Source organism: Parasphingorhabdus sp., from assembly GCF_039982415.1.
Lineage (GTDB): Bacteria > Pseudomonadota > Alphaproteobacteria > Sphingomonadales > Sphingomonadaceae > Parasphingorhabdus.
On record NZ_JBDWYL010000007.1, the window covers coordinates 511502 to 531673 of the forward strand.

At 51.4% G+C, this 20172-nt stretch carries 19 protein-coding genes; 12 read left to right on the forward strand and 7 right to left on the reverse strand.

Features of this window, described 5'->3' with window-relative positions; genetic code table 11:
• Positions 1-18 precede the first annotated feature (18 nt).
• From ABJU74_RS12240 to ABJU74_RS12255, 4 genes are read left to right on the forward strand one after another with little or no spacing between them, the layout of a single operon-like run.
• Positions 19-1074 carry a nitrilase-related carbon-nitrogen hydrolase gene (locus ABJU74_RS12240; RefSeq protein WP_348384499.1) on the forward strand — a complete coding sequence of 352 codons (1056 nt, stop codon included), beginning with the start codon at positions 19-21 and terminating at the stop codon, positions 1072-1074.
• Complete coding sequence (locus tag ABJU74_RS12245) at positions 1071-2315, forward strand: class I SAM-dependent methyltransferase (protein ID WP_348384500.1); 1245 nt, start codon at positions 1071-1073, stop codon at positions 2313-2315. Before ABJU74_RS12240 ends, ABJU74_RS12245 begins: the two co-directional genes overlap by 4 nt.
• Positions 2312-2674 (forward strand): hypothetical protein, encoded by a 363-nt coding sequence (locus tag ABJU74_RS12250; RefSeq protein ID WP_348384501.1) that lies wholly within the window; start codon positions 2312-2314, stop codon positions 2672-2674. The genes ABJU74_RS12245 and ABJU74_RS12250 overlap by 4 nt, the downstream gene beginning before the upstream one ends.
• Positions 2674-3402 (forward strand): hypothetical protein, encoded by a 729-nt coding sequence (locus ABJU74_RS12255; RefSeq protein WP_348384502.1) that lies wholly within the window; start codon positions 2674-2676, stop codon positions 3400-3402. The genes ABJU74_RS12250 and ABJU74_RS12255 overlap by 1 nt, the downstream gene beginning before the upstream one ends.
• On the opposite strand, the gene ABJU74_RS12260 is transcribed toward ABJU74_RS12255, so the two are convergent.
• The 6 genes from ABJU74_RS12260 to ABJU74_RS12285 are packed head-to-tail and all read right to left on the reverse strand — an operon-like array spanning position 3399 to position 8769.
• Positions 3399-3674: a hypothetical protein gene (locus ABJU74_RS12260; RefSeq protein ID WP_348384503.1), complete on the reverse strand. Its 276-nt coding sequence runs from the start codon at positions 3672-3674 to the stop codon at positions 3399-3401. The genes ABJU74_RS12255 and ABJU74_RS12260 overlap by 4 nt on opposite strands.
• A complete protein-coding gene (locus ABJU74_RS12265) occupies positions 3674-4858 on the reverse strand; it encodes a class I SAM-dependent methyltransferase (RefSeq protein WP_348384504.1) in 1185 nt (394 codons plus the stop codon). The genes ABJU74_RS12260 and ABJU74_RS12265 overlap by 1 nt, the downstream gene beginning before the upstream one ends.
• Positions 4858-6279 (reverse strand): aldehyde dehydrogenase family protein, encoded by a 1422-nt coding sequence (locus tag ABJU74_RS12270; RefSeq protein WP_348384505.1) that lies wholly within the window; start codon positions 6277-6279, stop codon positions 4858-4860. Before ABJU74_RS12270 ends, ABJU74_RS12265 begins: the two co-directional genes overlap by 1 nt.
• Positions 6276-7199, reverse strand: coding sequence for a polysaccharide deacetylase family protein (locus ABJU74_RS12275; RefSeq protein WP_348384506.1), 924 nt, complete (start codon positions 7197-7199; stop codon positions 6276-6278). The genes ABJU74_RS12270 and ABJU74_RS12275 overlap by 4 nt, the downstream gene beginning before the upstream one ends.
• Positions 7196-8089: a polysaccharide deacetylase family protein gene (locus ABJU74_RS12280; protein WP_348384507.1), complete on the reverse strand. Its 894-nt coding sequence runs from the start codon at positions 8087-8089 to the stop codon at positions 7196-7198. The genes ABJU74_RS12275 and ABJU74_RS12280 overlap by 4 nt, the downstream gene beginning before the upstream one ends.
• A complete protein-coding gene (locus ABJU74_RS12285) occupies positions 8089-8769 on the reverse strand; it encodes an isochorismatase family protein (protein WP_348384508.1) in 681 nt (226 codons plus the stop codon). The genes ABJU74_RS12280 and ABJU74_RS12285 overlap by 1 nt, the downstream gene beginning before the upstream one ends.
• Positions 8770-8858: 89 nt before the next feature.
• Between ABJU74_RS12285 and ABJU74_RS12290 the strand changes: the two genes are divergently transcribed.
• The 8 genes from ABJU74_RS12290 (at position 8859) to ABJU74_RS12325 (ending at position 17522) form a co-directional block, all read left to right on the forward strand.
• Entirely contained in the window at positions 8859-10226 is a 1368-nt protein-coding gene (locus ABJU74_RS12290) for an alpha/beta fold hydrolase (protein ID WP_348384509.1), read from the forward strand.
• A gap of 12 nt (positions 10227-10238) precedes the next feature.
• Positions 10239-10739 carry a DUF3598 domain-containing protein gene (locus tag ABJU74_RS12295; protein WP_348384510.1) on the forward strand — a complete coding sequence of 167 codons (501 nt, stop codon included), beginning with the start codon at positions 10239-10241 and terminating at the stop codon, positions 10737-10739.
• The gene (locus ABJU74_RS12300; RefSeq protein ID WP_348384511.1) at positions 10711-12111 is read left to right on the forward strand and encodes a 3-isopropylmalate dehydratase large subunit; all 1401 of its coding nucleotides are present in this window, start codon (positions 10711-10713) and stop codon (positions 12109-12111) included. Before ABJU74_RS12295 ends, ABJU74_RS12300 begins: the two co-directional genes overlap by 29 nt.
• On the forward strand, positions 12111-12728 hold the full coding sequence (leuD, locus tag ABJU74_RS12305; protein ID WP_348384512.1) for a 3-isopropylmalate dehydratase small subunit: 618 nt from the start codon (positions 12111-12113) through the stop codon (positions 12726-12728). Before ABJU74_RS12300 ends, leuD begins: the two co-directional genes overlap by 1 nt.
• Positions 12725-13657, forward strand: a complete 933-nt coding sequence (locus ABJU74_RS12310) for a hydroxymethylglutaryl-CoA lyase (protein ID WP_348384513.1) — start codon at positions 12725-12727, stop codon at positions 13655-13657. The genes leuD and ABJU74_RS12310 overlap by 4 nt, the downstream gene beginning before the upstream one ends.
• Positions 13654-14841: a CaiB/BaiF CoA-transferase family protein gene (locus ABJU74_RS12315; protein WP_348384514.1), complete on the forward strand. Its 1188-nt coding sequence runs from the start codon at positions 13654-13656 to the stop codon at positions 14839-14841. Before ABJU74_RS12310 ends, ABJU74_RS12315 begins: the two co-directional genes overlap by 4 nt.
• A gap of 76 nt (positions 14842-14917) precedes the next feature.
• A complete protein-coding gene (locus ABJU74_RS12320; RefSeq protein WP_348384515.1) occupies positions 14918-16537 on the forward strand; it encodes an FAD-dependent oxidoreductase in 1620 nt (539 codons plus the stop codon).
• Positions 16458-17522, forward strand: a complete 1065-nt coding sequence (locus ABJU74_RS12325) for an NmrA family NAD(P)-binding protein (RefSeq protein WP_348384516.1) — start codon at positions 16458-16460, stop codon at positions 17520-17522. The genes ABJU74_RS12320 and ABJU74_RS12325 overlap by 80 nt, the downstream gene beginning before the upstream one ends.
• A 96-nt stretch (positions 17523-17618) precedes the next feature.
• On the opposite strand, the gene ABJU74_RS12330 is transcribed toward ABJU74_RS12325, so the two are convergent.
• Positions 17619-20144, reverse strand: coding sequence for a TonB-dependent receptor (locus ABJU74_RS12330; protein ID WP_348384517.1), 2526 nt, complete (start codon positions 20142-20144; stop codon positions 17619-17621).
• Positions 20145-20172: the final 28 nt, after the last annotated feature.

Here is a 20172-nt window from a genome sequence, read left to right on the forward strand (position 1 = left end):
TATGATAAAGATACGATCATGACAGACATCCAAAATTATGCCGCGGTCGCGATGCAACTGGCCGCGCGGTCAATTGAGAAAACTCCCGACCGAGAAGCGGCCCGCGACCAGATGATCGCGATGATCGGTACGGTAGAATCCAAAATTCGATCCTCCGCAATCTTCATTCAGCAATATAGCGGTAGTGCGGTTAAGCTGGCTGTATTGCCCGAATATCTTTTGACTAGTTATCCCGGTCGGATTTCGATCCCAGATTTTGCGGATAAAGCCGCGATTGCCATTGATGGACCGGAATATGAAGCATTGGGTGCGATGGCTCAGCGCTTGAAAATGTTCATCGCCGGCAATGCTTATGAAATTGATGCGCATTTTCCTGGGCTCTATTTTCAGGCCAGCTTTGTGATTGCTCCATCGGGTGATGTCATATTGCGGTACCGACGGCTAAACTCAATGTTTGCGCCAACGCCGCATGATGTCTGGTCAAAATATCTGGATATCTACGGGATTGATGGAGTCTTTCCCGTCGCCAAGACAGAAATTGGTAATATTGCAGCGATCGCATCGGAAGAAATATTATATCCGGAAATTGCCCGTGCCCATGCGTTGCGCGGCGCGGAAATTTTTGTGCACAGCAGTTCAGAAATTGGCTCCCCCATCGATACACCCAAGCAAATTGCCAAGCGCGCAAGAGCGCAGGAAAATATGGCTTATGTCGTATCAGCCAATACGGCGGGAATAGAGGATACCAGTTTGCCGCTTGCTTCCGCCGACGGCAACAGCATGGTGGTCGATTATAAGGGGCGGCTAATGGCAGAATCAAACAGCGGCGAAACCTTTACCGCCTTTGCCGATATCGACATTGGGGCGCTGCGCGCGGCGCGGCGGAAACCGGCGATGACCAATTTCCTCGCCCGGCAGCGGTTGGAACTTTTTGCATCCACGTATAGCGAAACCACCGCCCAACCTGCTAATGGTTTGATGGAAGGCGATACGATTAAAACAGCGGACCGCGACTATTTTCTACAGACACAAGAAGCGACGATTGAACGCATGATAAAGGAGGGCCTGATATGAGCACAACCAATCCAGCGGATCAAAAATTAGATGTGGCACCGCCTTATAACGCTGTCGCACGGCACGGTGTTTCTCCCGAACCAAGCCATGATGAAAGCGCGCGCTTTGATTTTCTCGCCAATTTCAACAAGTTTATCGCCAGTGCCCTCGGTTCGGGCAATAAGCTGACCTATGATAAACGGGTCTTGCCAGCCTTTAAAAAAGAGCATGGCCGCGAACCCAAAGACCGGTTTGAGATTCGACATGCGATGAACAAGGATCCCTTCCACAGTTTCTGGTCCGCACTGAAACGCAACTCCATGGAAATGCGCCAGCAAAATGGGCGTGCTATTGTGTTGCGGCAGATTGATGCTCTCAACGACAAGGCGCGGCAATATAATGACGGTAAGGAAAGTCTCGAACTGCATCCCGATATCACCATTCCGCGCTATCAATCTGCAGTGGATATTCATTGTATGCCAGGCAGCTATCATGGCGAAGAGTTGGCCGAAGATGTCTCCGCAGGGGCCAATTATGATTGCGGTATTTTCGCAACCACTGGCGGTGGCCTGGGCGCTTTGACAGATGGTGGCGGACAAGCCTTGGTTGAATGGATCAAGCAACAGCGTCCGGGATGGGAACCACGCCGTATGCTGGATATTGGCACAACTGTAGGCCATAATATTGTACCTTTGGCATTAGCATTTCCCAATTGTGAATTTGTCGCAATCGATACCGCAGCCCCGATATTGCGCTATGCCCATGCCCGTGCCCAATCGCTAGGGGCCACCAATATCCAGTTTATCCAAGCCAATGCAGAGGATCTCTCCCGCTGGGATGACGGCAGCTTTGATTGGGTTCAGACGACCATGTTTCTCCACGAAACCAGCGGCAAAGCGCTGCCGAAAATCCTTCAGGAAGGCTATCGGGTACTGGCTGACAATGGTCTGATGTTCCATCTCGAACAACCCGAATATACCGATGCTATGCCACTATATGAGCAATTTATTCGTGACTGGGATGCCTTTAACAATAACGAGCCATTCTGGTCTTCCATGCATGCCATGGATATGAAGGATGAAATGGTCAAAGCCGGCTTCGAACGCAGCGAACTGTTTGAAACCGGTGTGCGCGCTGTCGTTGACACCGATATATTCCCGGCCAGCGATACTGGCGAAGAAGAAGATCACGGACGCGCAGCCTATTGGCATGCTTATGGCGCGTGGAAAAATGACAATATGATTCAGGAGGCAGCCGAATGACCGAAGACCCTTTCGATTGGATGGCATCGGCCAACCGCAAAGCCAAAGGCAAACGACCGGAATATTTTGATGATCCAGAAGACGAACGGATGCTATCCATTCTAATGGCCGTTGTCGGAGAAGTGTCCGTCCTTCGGCAGCGTGTAGACACGGTCGAACGCTTGCTTGAAGCCAAAGGTACGATTAGCCGGGCGGATATTGAAGCTTATGAACCGGATAGCGAGGCCGCTTATGAAAGAGGGGCGATGATCCGAGAATATATTTACCGGGTCATGCGTGGACCGCATCAAATGGTCCAGGAACTTGAACAATTTGAACCACCGGTGGAAGACGTTAGCCGCGAATTGAAGGATATCTGATGCACCATCGCATCATTGAAGGACGGCTGGAATATACGTCGCGCAAGCCCGATAAAATGGGCGAAAATCGCGGTTTCGAAACCTTCCTATTTACCCGTCATGGCGATGGAAAAGTGACGCTGCGAGCGCATTGCGAAATTTACGAACCCGAACCCACGGTAATGCGCGACATAATCTATGCGATAGACGAGCATCACCAACCGATGGATTGTCATGTGCGGCTGACCGTCGGCGATGCGTTTATGGGATCCGGTTGGATGCGGTTTGATGGGACCGATATCGAAATGGAATCCTATGGACCCAGCATTGGGCGGTTATCACAATGTGTCACACCGGAATTACCGTTGGATGGGTTCGGCACTCATCCGATAGTCTCGGACGGCTATCTGCTTTCTACAAAAGATTGGGAAAAGCAGCCCAAGCGTTTGCTCAACTGTTATTTGCCTTCTCCAGATCATCGCGGCGCAACACCACCACAAATTGCTCAAGTCAAAATCGGAGCCGTTTATTTGGGTCGCGAGGAAATTACCGTACCTGCAGGGACTTTTGCCTGTAAACATCTGCAATTTGTTGATGACGCTAATATCGTCCCCGGTACAGGCGGTATGGCAGGAGAACATCCGGCCTATGATGTTTGGATTACCGATGATGAGGATGGTATATTTGTGCAAGGCGGGGTCGGCGGATATATGATGACCTGGTATGAGCTGGTCGAACTCAACCGTTAGTTTTGCGGTTCACGCAGCGGCGCAAATATCCGGTCAATAAAGGCCTTAAGCTTGGCTTCGCGATCAATATCTGTACCGGATTTCTCTTCTTCCAAAACCAAAAGCCGCTCTTCCTGCACCCACATTTCCTGCGCCATATTCATGACCACCGCGACGAAACGGTCCATCCCGGCATCATCAAAAAACTGTGGTTTCCCATCGGCACCGTAAATATCTTTAGGCGTATCATCCGGCTTGAATGCCGGCGAAGGATTATCAGATCGGGTGCTCATTATTTCCACGCTCCAAAGCCAAACCACATAATACCTTCAGCCAGGCGGCCAGTGGTTTCACTATCCACCGCATTGGCCCCTTCATCCGCTATGGCTTGGGCAACCGCTTCTTCTCCGTAAATACCGATGCTGGGGACAACAAATTGGAAATATTTATCCGGTGCAAAACCACCAGCTTGGCACAAGGCAGGCGGGCTTTCATCCCGATATCCTTTGTAAAATGGTTCGCTATTATACCAGCTGTCCCAGTCGAGATAGAAACCATCAAAAGCACTCATCTGATCATTGGGCGGCAATTCCATATGCAAAAGCAAACCACCGGGTTTGAGAACACGATAGGCTTCTGCAAAAGCCGCGCTACGGGCTTTTTTCGACAATTCGTGGAGGAACATCGATGAAAAGACCAAATCAAAATTCTCATCGGGATAATCCAGTTTATCCGCAGACATCTGCGCAAAATTCACCTCTTGATCCTGCATTTTTGCGCGAGCCGACGCATAGCGTAATCCACCGGCTGCGGCGTCAATGGCTTCGACTTGGGCAGCAGGATAAGTCTGCTTCCATGGCAACGTATTATGCCCAATTGTGCAACCAGTATCGAGGATAGTTTGCGGTTGAAAATCGGGAAATTTGCCTTTCACGTAAGCCGCCATCGACAATCCTATATCATCGAGATTAGCGCCCATAAGACCCATGGAAAATACGGCCAGCCCCTGATCATAAACGGCTCCCGCTTCCAAGGATTCTCCGCCCCGGGTATAGCTTCCGGGCATAAGATGCACTTCAATCGCATCGACGTTGCGCGGAATATCAAGATCCGGATTTAGCGTGATGGAACCGGGTTTGTCGGCGACTTTTGCGGCCTCTTCTTCGAGCCGCTCGATGTCGCGTGCGACCACATCGCCCGAGGAATGCCAAACCATTTTCTGAGCCTGAACACGCATTGCTGAATAGATGTTAAAGGCCGGATCGCCGCGTAACGCTTGATGCGCTTCATTGCTGGTTTGCGGGGCATAGCCTTGATCGCGGGCAAAGGCGGGCGCGGCGCGCTTGTCATAAGCTGCTCGCAAGTCGCCCGCCAGATCATTGAGAATGAAAGCTCGGATCCCAGAAACAAATCGTCCTCGTGCGGCCTCTTCGGCGGTAAGTTCCGGTTTCATCGGATGCTGTAATTCAACTCCCATTAGAAATTCTCCTCAGCAAATGCTTCTATTCGCGCCGCTTCACCGGTTTGCCGGATCAGAGCCTGTCTTCGGAAAAACCGCATCAACCCGCTCGTGCCCATGCGAGATGCGCCCAGTCCCGAATAGCCAAAGCTGGATTTTTCAGCTTCCCAGACCATCGAAGTCAGGGATCCGTCGTTAATTGATACTGCACCAGCATAGAGGCGCGATGCAACTTTTTCTGCTTCTGCCGCAGAATCAGCAAGAACTGCCGCAGACAAGCCAAATTGACTTTGGTTGGCCATCGCTACGGCATCGTCAATATTTTCGAAAACCCGCACGGGAATAACCGGACCGAAATTTTCTTCCGCAATTATCGCCATGGACGATGTAACATTGGTCAAAATTGTCGGCCGCAGATAAAGTCCTCCCGACAGATTTTCGACGGTACCGCCTGTCAGCAACTCTGCGCCTTTGGATATTGCATCCTCAATTTGTTGCTGCGCGATTTGGGCTTGTTTTTCAAAAATAAACGGGCCGATATGCCCCTTTTTAATATCTGGATAGTTGAGTTGGACGGCATTGGCTTGCTCCACCAAACTGTTTAAAAATGGCTCAGCAATCGCCTGAGCGACATAAACGCGTTCGATTGATTGGCAGGCTTGTCCTGTATTCACGATACTAGCGCGCAAAGCAGTCGCCGCCGCCGTTTCGGGATCAGCGCTCGCCAAAATGATCATAGGATCTTTCCCGCCTAATTCCAGACTGGAAGGAATAAACGCCCGGGCAGCCGCTTCGCCAACTTTCTGCCCAGTCGAAACCGAGCCGGTAAAACAAATATAATCGACATGATCAATCATCGCAGCACCGGTTTCGCCATCGCCTTCTATGATCGACAAAATCGCGGATAATTCAGGAATAGAATTCACTGTTTCCATCAACGGTCGGACAAACCGTGGAGTCACTTCTGATGGCTTGATCAATACTGCCGATCCAGCCATCATCGCCGGAATTGCGTCAATCAAGGCCAGCGTCATGGGGAAATTCCAAGGGCTAATGACCCCGACCAAGGGATATGGAACCAGTCGCGTGGACGTTGTGATGGTTGGAATGGATGTCGGCTGTTCAATTGGCTGTGCTTCGGCAATCAGTTTCGGCGCCATGGCAACCCAACGCCGAATTTGACCGGGAACACCAGCTACTTCAATTTTCGAAATACCAGCCCGACCGGTATCATCGGTAAGCGCTGCGATAATGGGATCGAGATTTGCTTCAATCGCTTCCGCCCACTGGAGCAAAATTGCGCCCCGTTGTTCCGCCGTCTTCACCGCCCAATTGGTCTGAGCAGATCGTAATTTCTCGGCCTCCCGAGCAACAGCATCGCTGGCCAAGGGGGCTATTTCATAGTCAGCTTTACCGCTGCGTGGGTTACGGATTTTCATGCTTGCGTCTTCCAGCTGTCAACAATCGCATCACAGCGCGCAAAACCAATATTCTCTGTTGCCGCAAAATGAGCGATGAGTTTTTCAAAGCGGTCAATCCGATACGGCAGGCCCATAATATAGGGCGTGAGATGCATGGGTAAGAGCCGTCCGCCAAATTGATGAGCCTCGGTCAGAAGCCACTGGGCAGCATCTTGCATCTGTTGAGCATAGCTGTCCGCGGACTGTTGCTGCACATTGATAATCTGTCGGTCGGACAATTCGTGATTAATCGGCAAATTGGTAAGCGCGCCGGCAGCGGTTTGAAAGGCATAAGGCAATTCGTCATTCACCCAGTCGCACATATATTCAACCCCGATATCGGCCAGCAATTTTGCCGTGTTGAAACTTTGTGATCGGGCAATGGACATCCATCCTCGCGGCCGAGTCCCTGTCACAGTTTCCAAAATATGGAGGGACTTTTCGATCAGGGACTTTTCATCGCCTTCGTCCATGCCCGACGCAATCGTGGCGTTCATATCCGTACTGTGGGCGATAATCTCATGGCCGCCAGATTGAATGTCTGAAATCAATTCCGGATACCGTTCCGCCAGAATGCTGTTGGTCGCGATCGACACCGTTGCGCCGACTTTCTCAAACGCTCCGAGCAGACGATATATGCCGATGCGGGTGCCGTATTCGCGAGCGGTATAGTGGCGATAATCCGGATAAGCGGTCTGCATATGACCGGGCGCTCGAAACGGATAGTCACTCGGGATCATGGGAAAATATTCCAAACTAATCACCGGACAGATTAGAAGCTTTTTATCCCCTGGCCATTGAACCGGTTTCCGATCAAACAAGCTGCTATAGGGATAATAATCATGGTCCATACCTCGGCCACGTTTCGGATATTCAAGATAGCTAGCATCAAGACTCATGTGCTCGTTCCTGTCTGCTGACGAAAACGGTCTACAATATCTCCAGCCTTGGTGATCCATGCGCGACCATCTGCTGCGATATGTTCAAGCACCGCTTCAAATGGACCGATCCGGTGAGGCTGGCCGATTAAATAGCTGTGCAAAGGAATGCACATGACTGTCCCGGATTTTGCACCTTCTTCAGCCAGCCGGTCATATTGCCGGATCAAAGTATCGGCATATTCGCGTGGACTCATATTGTAGATGAAAAAGCCGTAATGGTCATTCACTTCTAGGCTATAGGGAACGGCGGTTAACTGCCCGGACTGTACCTTTACAGCCGTGGGCTGGTCATCATGGTAGAGATCACAAGTATAGTCCAGGCCATATTCCGCGAGAAGATCCAAGGTCCGAGGTGTGTGGGTTAAGGCAGGCGCCAGCCAGCCTCTTATCCGTTGGCCGGTAGCGCGTTCCACCGTGGCAATGGAATCTTCGATAATGGCACGTTCTTGCGCTTCATCCATGCCATAGGAGTAACGTGTGTTATAAATACCGTGGCTGAAAAACTCCCAACCTCGCGCATTGGCATCATCGACTACTTCCGGGATATGATCGCAAAGTGCGACGGAGAGACTGACCGAACCGGGAAAGCCATATTTGGTCATCATCTCGGCCATACGCCAATGCGAAACGCGATTGGCATGGTCGCGGTGGCTATAGCCCACAACATCGGGATGCGGCTTGGGCCAGCTTTGCCGGTGCGGGTTGATGGCGGGATCCAGCTCATAATATTCCAAATTGGGAGCGACCCAAACCGCGCAAGTCTTACCATCCGGCCATTGGATTTTTGGCCGGGTTCGATAAGGGGCATAGTCATAGAGGCCAGGATCGGATTTTTGGAGTTCCGACACTAGCGCGCCTCCAGCCAATCGATCACGGTTTGCACCGGTTCAACATCTGCATATTTAATCTGCAAGTCAGTTAAATTAGCGAAATGATAGCTCTCATGCTTGTCCGCACAGGTTTCAATCGGGACAATTGTCCGATAGCCATAGCTCAACGCATCAACCGCGGTAGCGCGCACACAACCCGATGTCGAACCGCCAGTAATCACTACAGTGTCGACTTTGTGCCAAGTCAAATAGCTCGCCAGTTGCGTTTCGAAAAAGGCACTGGGCATGCGCTTGGTATAATCCAAGTCATTGGCATCGACGTCGCAGCGCGGATCCAGCTTATGACGTTCGCTGCCATATTTGATATTTTGAAGCGAGTCTTCCGTATCGGTTCGGGTCCCCCACACTCCTGCATCAGCAGCATCTTCCTTATAGGCAACACGGCTCCAGATAACCGGCATTTCCTTAGATCGCGCCAAGGCGGAAATTTGGTTGATATAGTCAATTTGCTTGGGATCGGTCTCATAAGCCGTCTTGAACATGTCTGTGCGCGTATAGGCTTGTTGCACGTCGACATTCACAATGGCCAATCGTTCGCCAAAGCCAAATTTTTTTCGCGCTGGATTGCTAATCAGGTCTTGAAATATTTCACGAGCTGTGCGGCCATCTTCGACCATCTTGGTACCAATTAATGCCATTAGGTTTTTCTCTCCGGATTCGATAAAAAGACAATAATCTGCAAAAAAGACTTGTCGAGACAAATTTGTCCGGACAAATAAAGGAATATATGATTACGCGACACTTTATCGATGTTTCCAGTGGCGGCAACTCACGCCGTGTCCATTACCGCAGGATGGGCAAAGGCCCTCCTTTGCTTATGGTGCATCAAAGTCCGCGCAGTTCCAAAGAATATGAAGAATTGATGCGCAAATGGTCCAACCATTTTACCTGTATCGCCCCGGACACGCCGGGTTTTGGGCAATCTGACCCGCTTCCCGGTGAACCAGAAATTTCCGATTTTGGGGACGCAGTTATTACCTTTCTGGATGCGCTAGGCATTGCGCAATGTGCCGCTTACGGGTTTCATTCGGGCGGAATAATTTTGGTGACGGCCGTCAAACGGCACCCGAATCGAATCACCAGTCTTGCAGTGGGTGGCTATGCAATCTGGTCAGCGGCCGAGATGCAATTGTTCAGTGATCGTTATTTGCCTGCGTTCCACCCCTCCGATTATGGCGAGCATCTGACTTGGCTATGGAATCGTATTCTCGAGCAAAATTGGTTTTTTCCGTGGTTCGCGGCCGACAATGCCCATCGCTTGTCCTTGTCCAATGACGATCCAGCGCGCGTTGATGCCGTCGTGCGTGATATGCTTGATGCAGGCAATGCCTATCAAGCGGGCTATGGTGCCGTGTTAAGAGCGCCGCGTGACATTCCCGATAGAGATGCGATCGTACCGCCCTGCTTGATCAGCGCCTATGATGGAGATCCACTCCAAGAGCATATTGATCGGTTGCAAGAAATGCCGCCCTCTTGGACCGCCGAAAAAGTCGCTACGCCCGGTGATCATGAACGGGTGAGCCTGACTCATCTGTTGGCGACGCAAACACCGATGACTAACGATTTTCCGAAAGCGCCGGACGAAGGCTTTCTTCCGGTTCAGACCGATCAATTTGACGGCTTGATCCATTGGCGCGGAGAACAGGGTGCCAGTAGGCTTGTCCTTCATCCTCCCGCGAAAGCTGCTTTGGCCACGCCATCGCAAGGGCATATTGCAATAGATTTACCGGGTCACGGCTTGTCAGACAATTGGCTAGATCGCATCCCCGATCAATGGGAAGCTTGGGAAGCTGTCATTGCCAGCGTTGCCGCCACTCTCGGCACCGATGAGACGATTTACCCCACCCTGCCCGCTGGTGATCCGGACCGGCTATATCCTGATCTCAGTCCGGACCGGTTCGGTGTCTATCTCACCACAGCCTGGCAAATTGTGCGCGCGCGACACATGTTTGATCCTTGGTACATGGTGAACCACGATAATGCCGTCGCCTTTGAAGAGCAGAAACTCCTCCCTGATCATCTGGCTGCGGAACATCTTGCCCTTATTAACGGCTATAGTGCCAAAGAATATCACACTGCCCTTCACACTCGATAAAAGGAAAATCACATGGGAATTAAAGAAGATATGCCACTATTGGCGCGTCACGAGGGCGTTTGGGATGGCACCTACACCTATTTCAATGCACAAGATGAAAAAATTGACCAACATAAATCGCGGCTTCTGTGCCGGATACCGGAAAGTGGAGATATTCCCTATCATCAAACCAACCATTATCTTTGGGAGGACGGCAAAACCGATATTCGCGAGTTTCCAGCCGCCTATCATGACAAACGCATATGGTGGGACAATGAACTGATCAAAGGATGGGCGGCGGAAGTTCCGCTAGACGAATATAACCGGACCATGATGTTGTATTGGCAGCGCCAAGGTGATCCTTCGCTCTATTTATATGAACAGATCCAAATTTCTGATGATGGCCAAAGCCGATGCCGCACCTGGCACTGGATACGCAATGGTCAATTGGAAACACGGACAGCCATTCAGGAGAGTTTCGTGACCAAAGACTGGCGCAGTGTTGATGCCGAAATGGAGGCCGTTTCTGCCTGAGCCCATCAGTCTTTTTGATCGGCTTTGGGACAGCCACGTCGTCACCGCCCTGCCGGGTGGTGGCGCATTGGTTGCCATTGACCGTGTTTTTCTGCACGAACGCACCGGGGCATCGGCCTTAAACGCCTTGGCAGAGGCCGAACGGAAAGTGCTTGATCCAGCGCGCGTCTTCGCAGTGACTGACCACATAGTCGATACGCGTCCTGGGCGAACGGATCATAGCTTAATGCCTGGCGGACAGGCGTTTATCACCGAAACCCGTGCCGCCGCGCGCGCTGCCGGCATAAGACTATTTGATGTTAATGACCCCGATCAAGGCATAGTGCATGTCATATCTCCAGAATTGGGCATTATCTTACCCGGCTGCACATTGATCGCACCGGACAGCCATACCTGTACTCAAGGCGCTTTTGGCGCCTTAGCATGGGGTGTTGGTTCGTCAGAGGCCGAACATGCCATGGCAACCGGCACATTGCGGTTGAACAAACCCAAATCCATGCGGGTGACATTTTCCGGAGCATTGGCAAAAGGGGTAACACCCAAAGACATGATCATGAGCTTGATTGCCCGCCACGGTGCCGCAGGCGGCAAAGGCCATGCGATTGAATTTGCCGGAGATGCTGTAACCGCGCTGGACATGGAGGGGCGCATGACCTTGTGCAACATGGCGACGGAATTTTCTGCCATGTCTGGGTTTATCGCTCCCGATGATAAAAGTTTCACCTATCTCAAAGGCCGCAGATTTGCGCCATCAGGCGCGCTCTGGGATCTAGCTATAGCGAATTGGTCACGCTTGCAGAGCGATGCGGACGCTGTTTTTGACACCGATATCATCATAGACGCGGCGGCAATTAGGCCGATGATTAGCTGGGGTACCAGTCCTGAAAATAGCATCGCAATTGATGGTACAATCCCCGAGCATGCCAGCAAAAGGCCGCTCGAATATATGGAATTGCAGTCGGGGCAAAATCTCATCGGAACACCAATTGATGCCGCCTTTATCGGGAGTTGCACCAATAGCCGATTGTCGGATCTCCGCCGCGCCAGCGCGTTGTTAAAGGGGAAGAAAATAGCCGATCATGTCAAAGCTATTTGTGTTCCCGGGTCGTCGCGGATCAAACGCGAAGCCGAGGCTGAGGGTATCGATGCGCTTTTCCGCGACGCTGGCTTTGAATGGCGAGAAAGCGGCTGTTCGATGTGCTTTTACGCTGGTGGCGAGAGCTTTGCAGCCGGGTCCCGTGTGATATCAACCACCAATCGCAACTTTGAAAGCCGCCAAGGTCCCGCGGTCAAAACCCATATTGCCAGTCCAGAAACCGTTGTGGCGAGCGCTTTGGCAGGGCGCATTGCGGACATGAGGGAATTGGTTTAATGGCACAGCCCCTGCAGATACTCACCTCGCTGCCCATGCCGCTGATCATCGACAATGTCGATACCGATCAGATCATCCCCTCTCGGGAAATGAAGAGCACGGGCAAGACCGGCCTTGCCGATGGCTTGTTCGCAGGATGGCGCTACTCAGAAATTGGCGGCCGCACGCCCAATCGTGATTTCATTCTGAACGATCCACATTATGCCAATAGCAAGATAATATTGGGCGGCGCTAATTTTGGCTGTGGCTCAAGCAGAGAACATGCTGTTTGGGCTATTGCTGAATATGGTTTTCGGGCTGTTATTGCGCCCAGTTTCGCTCCTATTTTCGCTGGCAATTGCATTCGAAATGGAGTCTTGCCTGCGGTATTAGACGCCGACAATATTGCAACCATTAGATCTTCTCAAAACCCGGTCACCATTGATCTGCGCGCCCAGACTATCGCCATCGGCCCGGATCAAAATTGGTCTTTTCCATTAGAAGATGAAGCTAAAGCCATGTTGCTTGAGGGCCTTGATGCCATCGATTTAAGCTTGAAAATGGCCGATCAGATCACGCACTGGCAAAAAGCGGATCACGCTGATCGCCCGTGGATTTATTTAGGAGCCAACCCATGACAACTTCCGTAACGATCAGCGAAGTCGGACCGCGTGACGGCCTTCAAAGCGTAGATGAGGTGATGCCAACTGAAGCGAAGAAAGCTTGGATCAAAGCAGAAGCAGAAGCAGGTGTTAGTGAAATTGAAGTGGGCAGTTTTGTGCCCCCTACCCTGCTACCACAAATGGCAGATACGGCGGAAATCGTTGCCTTTGCCAAAGGATTGCCCGACCTTGATGTCGTCGCTCTCATCCCCAATTTAAAGGGCGCAGAACGCGCAATCGCAGCGGGTGTCGATAAAATGTCGATCCCTTTTTCCATGTCCGAAACGCATAGCATCAACAATGTCCGTAAGGATCATGCGGCGATGCTGAAAGAAATCAGAGCCATAGCTGATCTGGTGGCGGCACAGCCAGAAGATCGGCGACCTCATTTTGAAGTGGGCTTGTCTACCGCCTTTGGCTGCACGATTGAAGGGCCCGTCAGCGAGGATCAGGTAGCGCGCTTGGCAGAAGCTGCAATGGCAGCCGGCGTTGCCGAAGTCGGGCTGTCCGATACCACCGGATATGCCAACCCCGCACAGGTCTCGCGGATGGTTCGTCAGATAAAAGATCGTATCGGAGCCGACAAACTGAATACGCTGCACCTGCACAATACGCGCGGTCTAGGGCTTGCTAATGTAATGGCTGGACTGAACGAAGGCATTACGACCTTTGACGCGTCTTTGGGCGGTTTGGGAGGATGCCCTTTTGCACCCGGCGCTTCAGGCAATATTGTGACGGAGGATCTGGTTTTCATGTTGGAGGCCATGGGAATTAGTACCGGCATTAATCTCGACAAGCTTCTCGCCGTACGAGAAATTATCGTACAGGCATTGCCGGGCGAACCGCTTTATGGATTTACGCCGGATGCTGGTCTTCCCCTGGGATTTGAGAAAGCAGCAGCATGATGAGTCAAGATAAGTCCTCAACGCCGCTGGCCGGAATGAAAGTTATCGAGTTTACACACATGGTCATGGGACCGACAGTCGGTGCAATTTTGGCATCACTGGGTGCCGAGGTTACCCGTGTGGAGCCCATTGGCGGTGACCGCACCCGCAATTTGGTTGGCTCGGGATCAGGCTATTTCCCAATGTATAACCGCCATAAGAAAAGCATTTCTCTAAATTTAAAAGATCCGGAGGGCTTGAACATTGCGCAGCAGTTGGTTGCTAGTGCCGATATTTTGATTGAGAATTACCGTCCCGGTGCGATGGACCGGCTTGGACTGGATTACGATCGGCTTTCGAAGACCAATGAACGGCTGATTTATGCATCGGAAAAAGGCTTTCTTCCCGGCCCGTACGAAAATCGCACAGCATTGGATGAAGTCGCGCAAATGATGGGCGGGTTGGCTTATATGACCGGACCTCCCGGACAACCGCTGCGGGCTGGATCAAGCGTGATAGACGTGACCGGAGGGATGTTTGGCGTTATCGCGATTTTGGCCGCGGTCGAAGAACGCCATCGCACCGGCAAAGGCCAAAAAGTGCAAAGCTCCCTTTTCGAAACAACCGTCTATCTAATCGGACAGCATATGGCGCAAATGGCTGTCACAGGCAAAGCCGCCGATCCCATGCCTGCCCGCATATCCGCGTGGGCAATTTATGACGTCTTTCAGACCAAAGACGAACCGGTTTTCATTGGCGTCGTGACGGATGCTTTGTGGGAAAAATTCTGCAAATTATTTGCACTGGATGATCTGTGGGCTGACACGAGCATCCGCGAAAATAACAACCGTGTGGCTGCCCGGGACAGGATCATGCCGGAAATACGAGAGTTGATTGCGGGTTTCAGCCGCAATCAGCTTATCGCCAAGTTGGAAGGCACGGGCTTGCCATTCGCCCCCATTGCTCGCCCACAGGACATGTTTGATGATCCCCATCTTAATACCAGCGGCGGATTGGAAAAGGTGACCTTGCCCGATGGCAGGGAAACCAAATTGCCGGGATTGCCGATTGAGATGGATGGTAGTCGTCCGTCAGCGCCAGCCAAATTGTCCACCATTGGCGAGCATAGTGACAATATACTGGCGGACTTGGGATTTAGCGCCATAGAAATTGAAGCGTTGCGAGCGTCCGGAGCGGTAGACTAAACGGCCCAAAAGTAACAGTGGCCGATTATTGATCCTCTCCCTTATCGTCTTTTCCTGTTGAGGGAGAGCGATTGCAATGGAAACCGATGTATTGATTATTGGCGCCGGTGCCGCGGGCTTAACTGCAGCTTTGGCGGCGCACGAGGCAGGTGGGCGCGTCACAATCATTGAGAAACAAGCAAAGTTGGGCGGGACCGCAGCGATTTCGGGTGGCATTGTCTGGATTCCCGGCAATCGGCAAATGCAAGCGCAAGGTTTGGACGATAGTATCGACGATGCATTGGCTTATTTCCGGTCCCTGGATCATGGTGATATTGACGAGAATACATTGGCGGCATTTGTGAAAGAAAGTCCGAATGCTCTGGCCTTCTTGGAAGATATGGATGCCGCGCGATTGAGCATGTTGGAAGGCTATCCGGACTATTATCTCGACCGTCCGGGTGCAAAACCCGATGGCGGCCGAGCGTTGGACAATGAACTTTTCGACTTTTCCGTGCTTGGAGATTGGGCTGACACGATTTTATCTCATGGGCCTGCGCCCCGAATGATGTTGCGCGAAACGCCATTGGGCGGTGGCTCTGGGCAAATTGATCCTGTCGAAATGGCGCGCCGGGAAAGCGGCGATCTGCGCGGATGGGGGCAAGCGCTTATCGGCCGTTTGCTCAAGGCGTGTCTTGATCGAGACATGGAACCTCTACTCAATGTCAGTGGCTATCGTCTGACAATTGAAGATGGGCGCGTCAGTGGCGCAACCATTGAACAAGATGGGAAGAAATCGACCATCCAAGCCAATCAGGCGGTAATCTTGGCCACTGGCGGCTTTGAATGGAATGAAGAACTGAAGCATACTTTTCTGCGCGGCCCGCTAGAAGCGCCAGCATCACCACCGGGAAACCAAGGGGACGGATTGAAAATGGCGATGGCTGCAGGTGGCAGTCTAGGCAATATGACCAGTGCCTGGTGGGTTCCGACGGTTTCAATACCGGGTGTGGAATGGGAAGGCGGCGAACAACGCGCCATGCCAGTGCTAATCGAACGCACATTACCCCATACGCTGATGGTCAATGGCGCCGGTAAACGGTTCTGCAATGAAGCCAATAATTACTCCGCTTTGGCCGGCGCCTTTCATCAATTTGATCCGGCGACATATGCCTATCCCAATTTGCCGGCTTATCTGCTGTTCGATCAGCAATATATTTCACGCTATCCGCTGGCTTCGGTCATGCCCGGAGATCCTATCCCGGACTGGATTTACAAAGGTGACGATCTATCCAGTCTCGCAACGGCTTTGAAAATAGACGGCGCGCAGCTTGAAGAAACCGTCGCTCGGTTCAACACCCATGCGATAAAAGGCCATGATCCCGATTTCGGACGCGGCGAAAATAGCTATGACCGGTTCTATGGAGACCGCTCGCGTGATGGATCTGCAGCGACATTGGGACCAGTGACCAATGGTCCATTTTATGCAGTGGAAATTAAGATGGGTGCGCTGGGCACAAATGGCGGGGCAAAGACCAACGCCTCAGCGCAAATATTGGATCTCGATGGAGAAGCGATTCCAGGGTTGTTTGCTGCTGGCAATGTCATCAGCTGCCCCACAGGCGGGGTTTACGCGGGTGCTGGCGGCACCCTCGGTCCGGCTCTCACCTTCGGTTACATTGCTGGGCGCGCAGCGGTCCGCCGCCACAACAGCTAAGCAATATCAGCAGTTAGAAGAGGATAAGATCATCAAAATATTGACCATTGGCGCAACCGGCGATCAAGGCCATCCGTTACTCGAGCAGCTCATCGATGCCGACATGCATCCGGTTGCTGCCCTGCGCAATACGTCCGCGCTCGCCAACACGCCTTTTGCCGATGTCGAAACCGTTTTCGCTGATCTTTATGATCCCGAGTCAATGATAGTCGCTGCGCAAGATATGGATGCAATCGCTATGCATCTGCCATTTGTTTTTGATCTGGAGAAAGCTACTCAATTGGGTCGCAATATCGCTGCTGCCGCTAAAGAAAGTTCGGTCCAGCAAATCGTCTTTAACACCAGTTGCTACGTCGCGGATCAGGACAATGGCAATCCTGCTCATGACGGCCGCCGCGCAATCGAACAGGCGATTATCGACAGCGGTGTGCGCTACGCTATTTTTGAAACCAAAGTGTTCATGGACAATATGATCCGCAGCTGGAACAAGCCATCCATCGTCAATAGTGCCATTTTTGCCTATCCCGCCAAACCAGATCTTCAAATATCGTGGATTTGCCTCGATGATGTCGCCGCTTTCATGGTTGAAGCTCTTCAAAATGAGAATCTTCCCAATGGACGATATGCTGTGGGCGGACCGCAAGCCTTAGTGGGTGATGAAGTGGCGGCTATCCTTAGCGAAGTTGCCAAAAAACCGATCCGCTTTAAGAGCATGACACCGGATGAATTTGCGTCAGCAATGAGTTTATTGGTAACCGGATCCGCCACTGTTGAACCCAAGTCCATCTATAGCGGCATGGCCAGTTTCTACAGCTTTTACAACGAACAGCCGGTCTCTCCGCTTATTGCTGATACTGTTGAAATGGCAAAATATTTCAAAACCCAGCCAACACCGCTCGCAACATGGGCAGCGCGGCAGGATTGGACGGACCCTACCGATCCAGCACTTGCCGTGAGAATGGCTGGCATGCAGTCTAATTCATAAGAAGCAGCAATCTCTTAAAGATACTTCACCGCTCCTGGTTCAACCGAGTGCGGTTGATACACAACCCCGCACTCGATTGAGCCCCCTGTTTCGGCTTTAGAATTTATAACCCACTTCTACCCCGAAGCGACGCCGGCCACCGGGTGAGATAAACGAACCACCAAATTCTACTGCTGGAATAACCTCGTTGAGATATTTCCGATTCAGCATGTTATCGGCAAAAGCGGTGATTTTCCAACTATCACCTTCCAAACCGATGCGCATATCGAGCACGCCAAAGGCTTCTCTTTCGGTAGGCGTGAGATCGGCATCACCGACAAAGGCTGGCAAAGCCAAGGCTGAGCCTGGCAGCAACCCGCTGAACAATGTCGGGCCAATATCATCTTGCACCGTATGGAAGAATGTTGGCCCGGTAATCCGATAATCCGCGCGCATCACGAGATCAAAATCATTGGCAATCGGGGCCACAATCTGCGTGCCCAGATTAATCGTATAGTCGGATGTTGATGGCGATTTGTTACCAACAGTTCCCGGCCGCGAACTATTCGCTTTGATCTCGCTTTCGGTCACATTGAAGGAGCCGAAAATATCCCAGCCGTCGATAATTTCGACATTAGCGTTAAATTCCGCTCCGTAAATTTCCACCTCATCGATATTGGAAACGATCCGAAGCAGACCAAAGGCACCGACAAAAAACTCGAAAAACTGCACATCGTCGGCATCGGTATAATAGCCCGCCAAATCAAAAGTCACTCGGCCATCGAGCAAGCTGCCTTTTATCCCAGCTTCAAAAGCACTCGATGTTTCTTTGTCAAAAACATCTTCGATCAAAATGTTCGTTCCTAGGAATTGATTGAAATTTTGATCGATAACCGCCGCGGATCCTTGGTTGTTAAAACCACCAGATTTGAAACCAATACCCCAGTTCGCGTAAAGATTGACTTCGTCCGTTAAACCATAGCGCAGCGAAATTTTGGGTTGCAGTTGCTTAAATGTCTGGGATTGATCGCCAATGGCACCAAAGGCCTGACCGGGATTAATGGGCCCGCCGGTAAACGGATCGGTCGCAGTGGGCACCAGATTGCGAACGCTACGATCTTCAATATCATAGCGCAGCGCCACGCCAACGTTGAAGCGGTCAGACGGTTCCCAATCGACGGAACCAAAAGCGGCATAAACGTCGGTATTGAAATTATCAAAATAGAGCTGCGTTGTAGGATTGGCGCTATTGGCATCATTGAATAGTTCGCGAATAACACCTTGTCCGAGATCAGCGCCAAGGCTGACGCCAACTTCGCGATCAATATTCAGATAATAAGCGCCCAATTGCCAGTTAATAGGGCCATCATTATCTGATGCCAGCCGGACTTCGGCACTGATATCCGTCTGATTCCTGATTTGATATTGTGTTCCGTCACAGGTGGTTGGGCTATAGGGCCCGAAGGTTGATCCGTTGACGGGATCAAAAATAAACGGTGTTGGCTGCGCGCCAATAAAGCCGGGAGAATTTACCGGGAATCCGGTCAGAGCCGCCGTGGTTGCAAAACAACTGTTCGATGCCGCCACGGATGCTGGTGTTGCGCCAGGAAAAGTAAAGCGCGCAAAATCTGCAGAGGTTCCATCCGCCGTCAACTCCTGATCGACATCGCTATACAAAACCCAAGCTGTCAAAATGGTTGAATCAAATTGATGTTCGATTTTCGCAGATGCTTCAAATGTTTGCTGATCATTAGTTGGGCGGATATTGCCATAAAAGTCAAACGGATGGTCATTCACACCTTCAAAAAAGTCGGGATTAACGCCGGCAAAATTGGGCAAGTGGAATGATGCGTTAAAGTTGATCGATGCACCGGAAAGATCCGCATAGCGTGCTTTGATATCGAGCTCCGTATCATCGCCCAATTGGGTAACAAATCGGCCATCGATGGACCATGTCTCCTGATCATCCACGATGGCTGCATTATTCTGGAAAGAATTGCGAAAAAAACCATCGCTGGTCGTGTAGCTGCCAGACAATACGAGACCCGAACTGTCACCAACTGGCACAGAAACATAGGCTGACGCTTTATATGTATTGTCTTCAGCCGCGCTGGCTTCGAAACCACCTTCGAGAAAATCTCCGGGCTTCAAAGTCTGAATCACAATTGCACCAGCGGCAGCATTGCGGCCATAAAGCGCGCCTTGCGGGCCTTTCAAAACTTCAATTTGACGTAATGTGCCTTGCTTTTGATTGAGCTGCGCCGTGTTGGTCTTCAAAATGCCATCGACCACCAAAGCAACAGAGCTTTCTGCATCGCGCGTGCCGTTAATGCCGCGAATATTGATCTGCGTATCACCCGCTTCGGCAGTGCCCGTAATAATCGTTACACCAGCTGTCAGCTGGACAAACTCATCGGCCCGCTCAATGCCTGTTTTTTCGATTGCATCTGCCCCGAAAACGGTAACTGAGGCGGGAACTTCCGTCAGCAATTCATCCTGCCGACGCGCGGTGACAATGATGACATTGCTATCTTCCGCCGCTTCTGCGTCTTGATCAGCGGTGGTTTGCGCGAAAGCAGGGTTAATGCCCACCAATGCGGCCAATCCGGCCGAGAGTGAAAGAGCTGTTTTGATACGACGCATATTAAATACCTTCCCTGAATGGAATATT

Bases quoted from the DNA above. Each gene is read 5' to 3' on its own strand.
- ABJU74_RS12240 (WP_348384499.1), top strand. From the start codon at position 19: ATGACAGACATCCAAAATTATGCCGCGGTCGCGATGCAACTGGCCGCG.
- ABJU74_RS12245 (WP_348384500.1), top strand. From the start codon at position 1,071: ATGAGCACAACCAATCCAGCGGATCAAAAATTAGATGTGGCACCGCCT.
- ABJU74_RS12250 (WP_348384501.1), top strand. From the start codon at position 2,312: ATGACCGAAGACCCTTTCGATTGGATGGCATCGGCCAACCGCAAAGCC.
- ABJU74_RS12255 (WP_348384502.1), top strand. From the start codon at position 2,674: ATGCACCATCGCATCATTGAAGGACGGCTGGAATATACGTCGCGCAAG.
- ABJU74_RS12260 (WP_348384503.1), bottom strand. From the start codon at position 3,674: ATGAGCACCCGATCTGATAATCCTTCGCCGGCATTCAAGCCGGATGAT.
- ABJU74_RS12265 (WP_348384504.1), bottom strand. From the start codon at position 4,858: ATGGGAGTTGAATTACAGCATCCGATGAAACCGGAACTTACCGCCGAA.
- ABJU74_RS12270 (WP_348384505.1), bottom strand. From the start codon at position 6,279: ATGAAAATCCGTAACCCACGCAGCGGTAAAGCTGACTATGAAATAGCC.
- ABJU74_RS12275 (WP_348384506.1), bottom strand. From the start codon at position 7,199: ATGAGTCTTGATGCTAGCTATCTTGAATATCCGAAACGTGGCCGAGGT.
- ABJU74_RS12285 (WP_348384508.1), bottom strand. From the start codon at position 8,769: ATGGCATTAATTGGTACCAAGATGGTCGAAGATGGCCGCACAGCTCGT.
- ABJU74_RS12290 (WP_348384509.1), top strand. From the start codon at position 8,859: ATGATTACGCGACACTTTATCGATGTTTCCAGTGGCGGCAACTCACGC.
- ABJU74_RS12295 (WP_348384510.1), top strand. From the start codon at position 10,239: ATGGGAATTAAAGAAGATATGCCACTATTGGCGCGTCACGAGGGCGTT.
- ABJU74_RS12300 (WP_348384511.1), top strand. From the start codon at position 10,711: ATGCCGAAATGGAGGCCGTTTCTGCCTGAGCCCATCAGTCTTTTTGAT.
- leuD (WP_348384512.1), top strand. From the start codon at position 12,111: ATGGCACAGCCCCTGCAGATACTCACCTCGCTGCCCATGCCGCTGATC.
- ABJU74_RS12310 (WP_348384513.1), top strand. From the start codon at position 12,725: ATGACAACTTCCGTAACGATCAGCGAAGTCGGACCGCGTGACGGCCTT.
- ABJU74_RS12315 (WP_348384514.1), top strand. From the start codon at position 13,654: ATGATGAGTCAAGATAAGTCCTCAACGCCGCTGGCCGGAATGAAAGTT.
- ABJU74_RS12320 (WP_348384515.1), top strand. From the start codon at position 14,918: ATGGAAACCGATGTATTGATTATTGGCGCCGGTGCCGCGGGCTTAACT.
- ABJU74_RS12330 (WP_348384517.1), bottom strand. From the start codon at position 20,144: ATGCGTCGTATCAAAACAGCTCTTTCACTCTCGGCCGGATTGGCCGCA.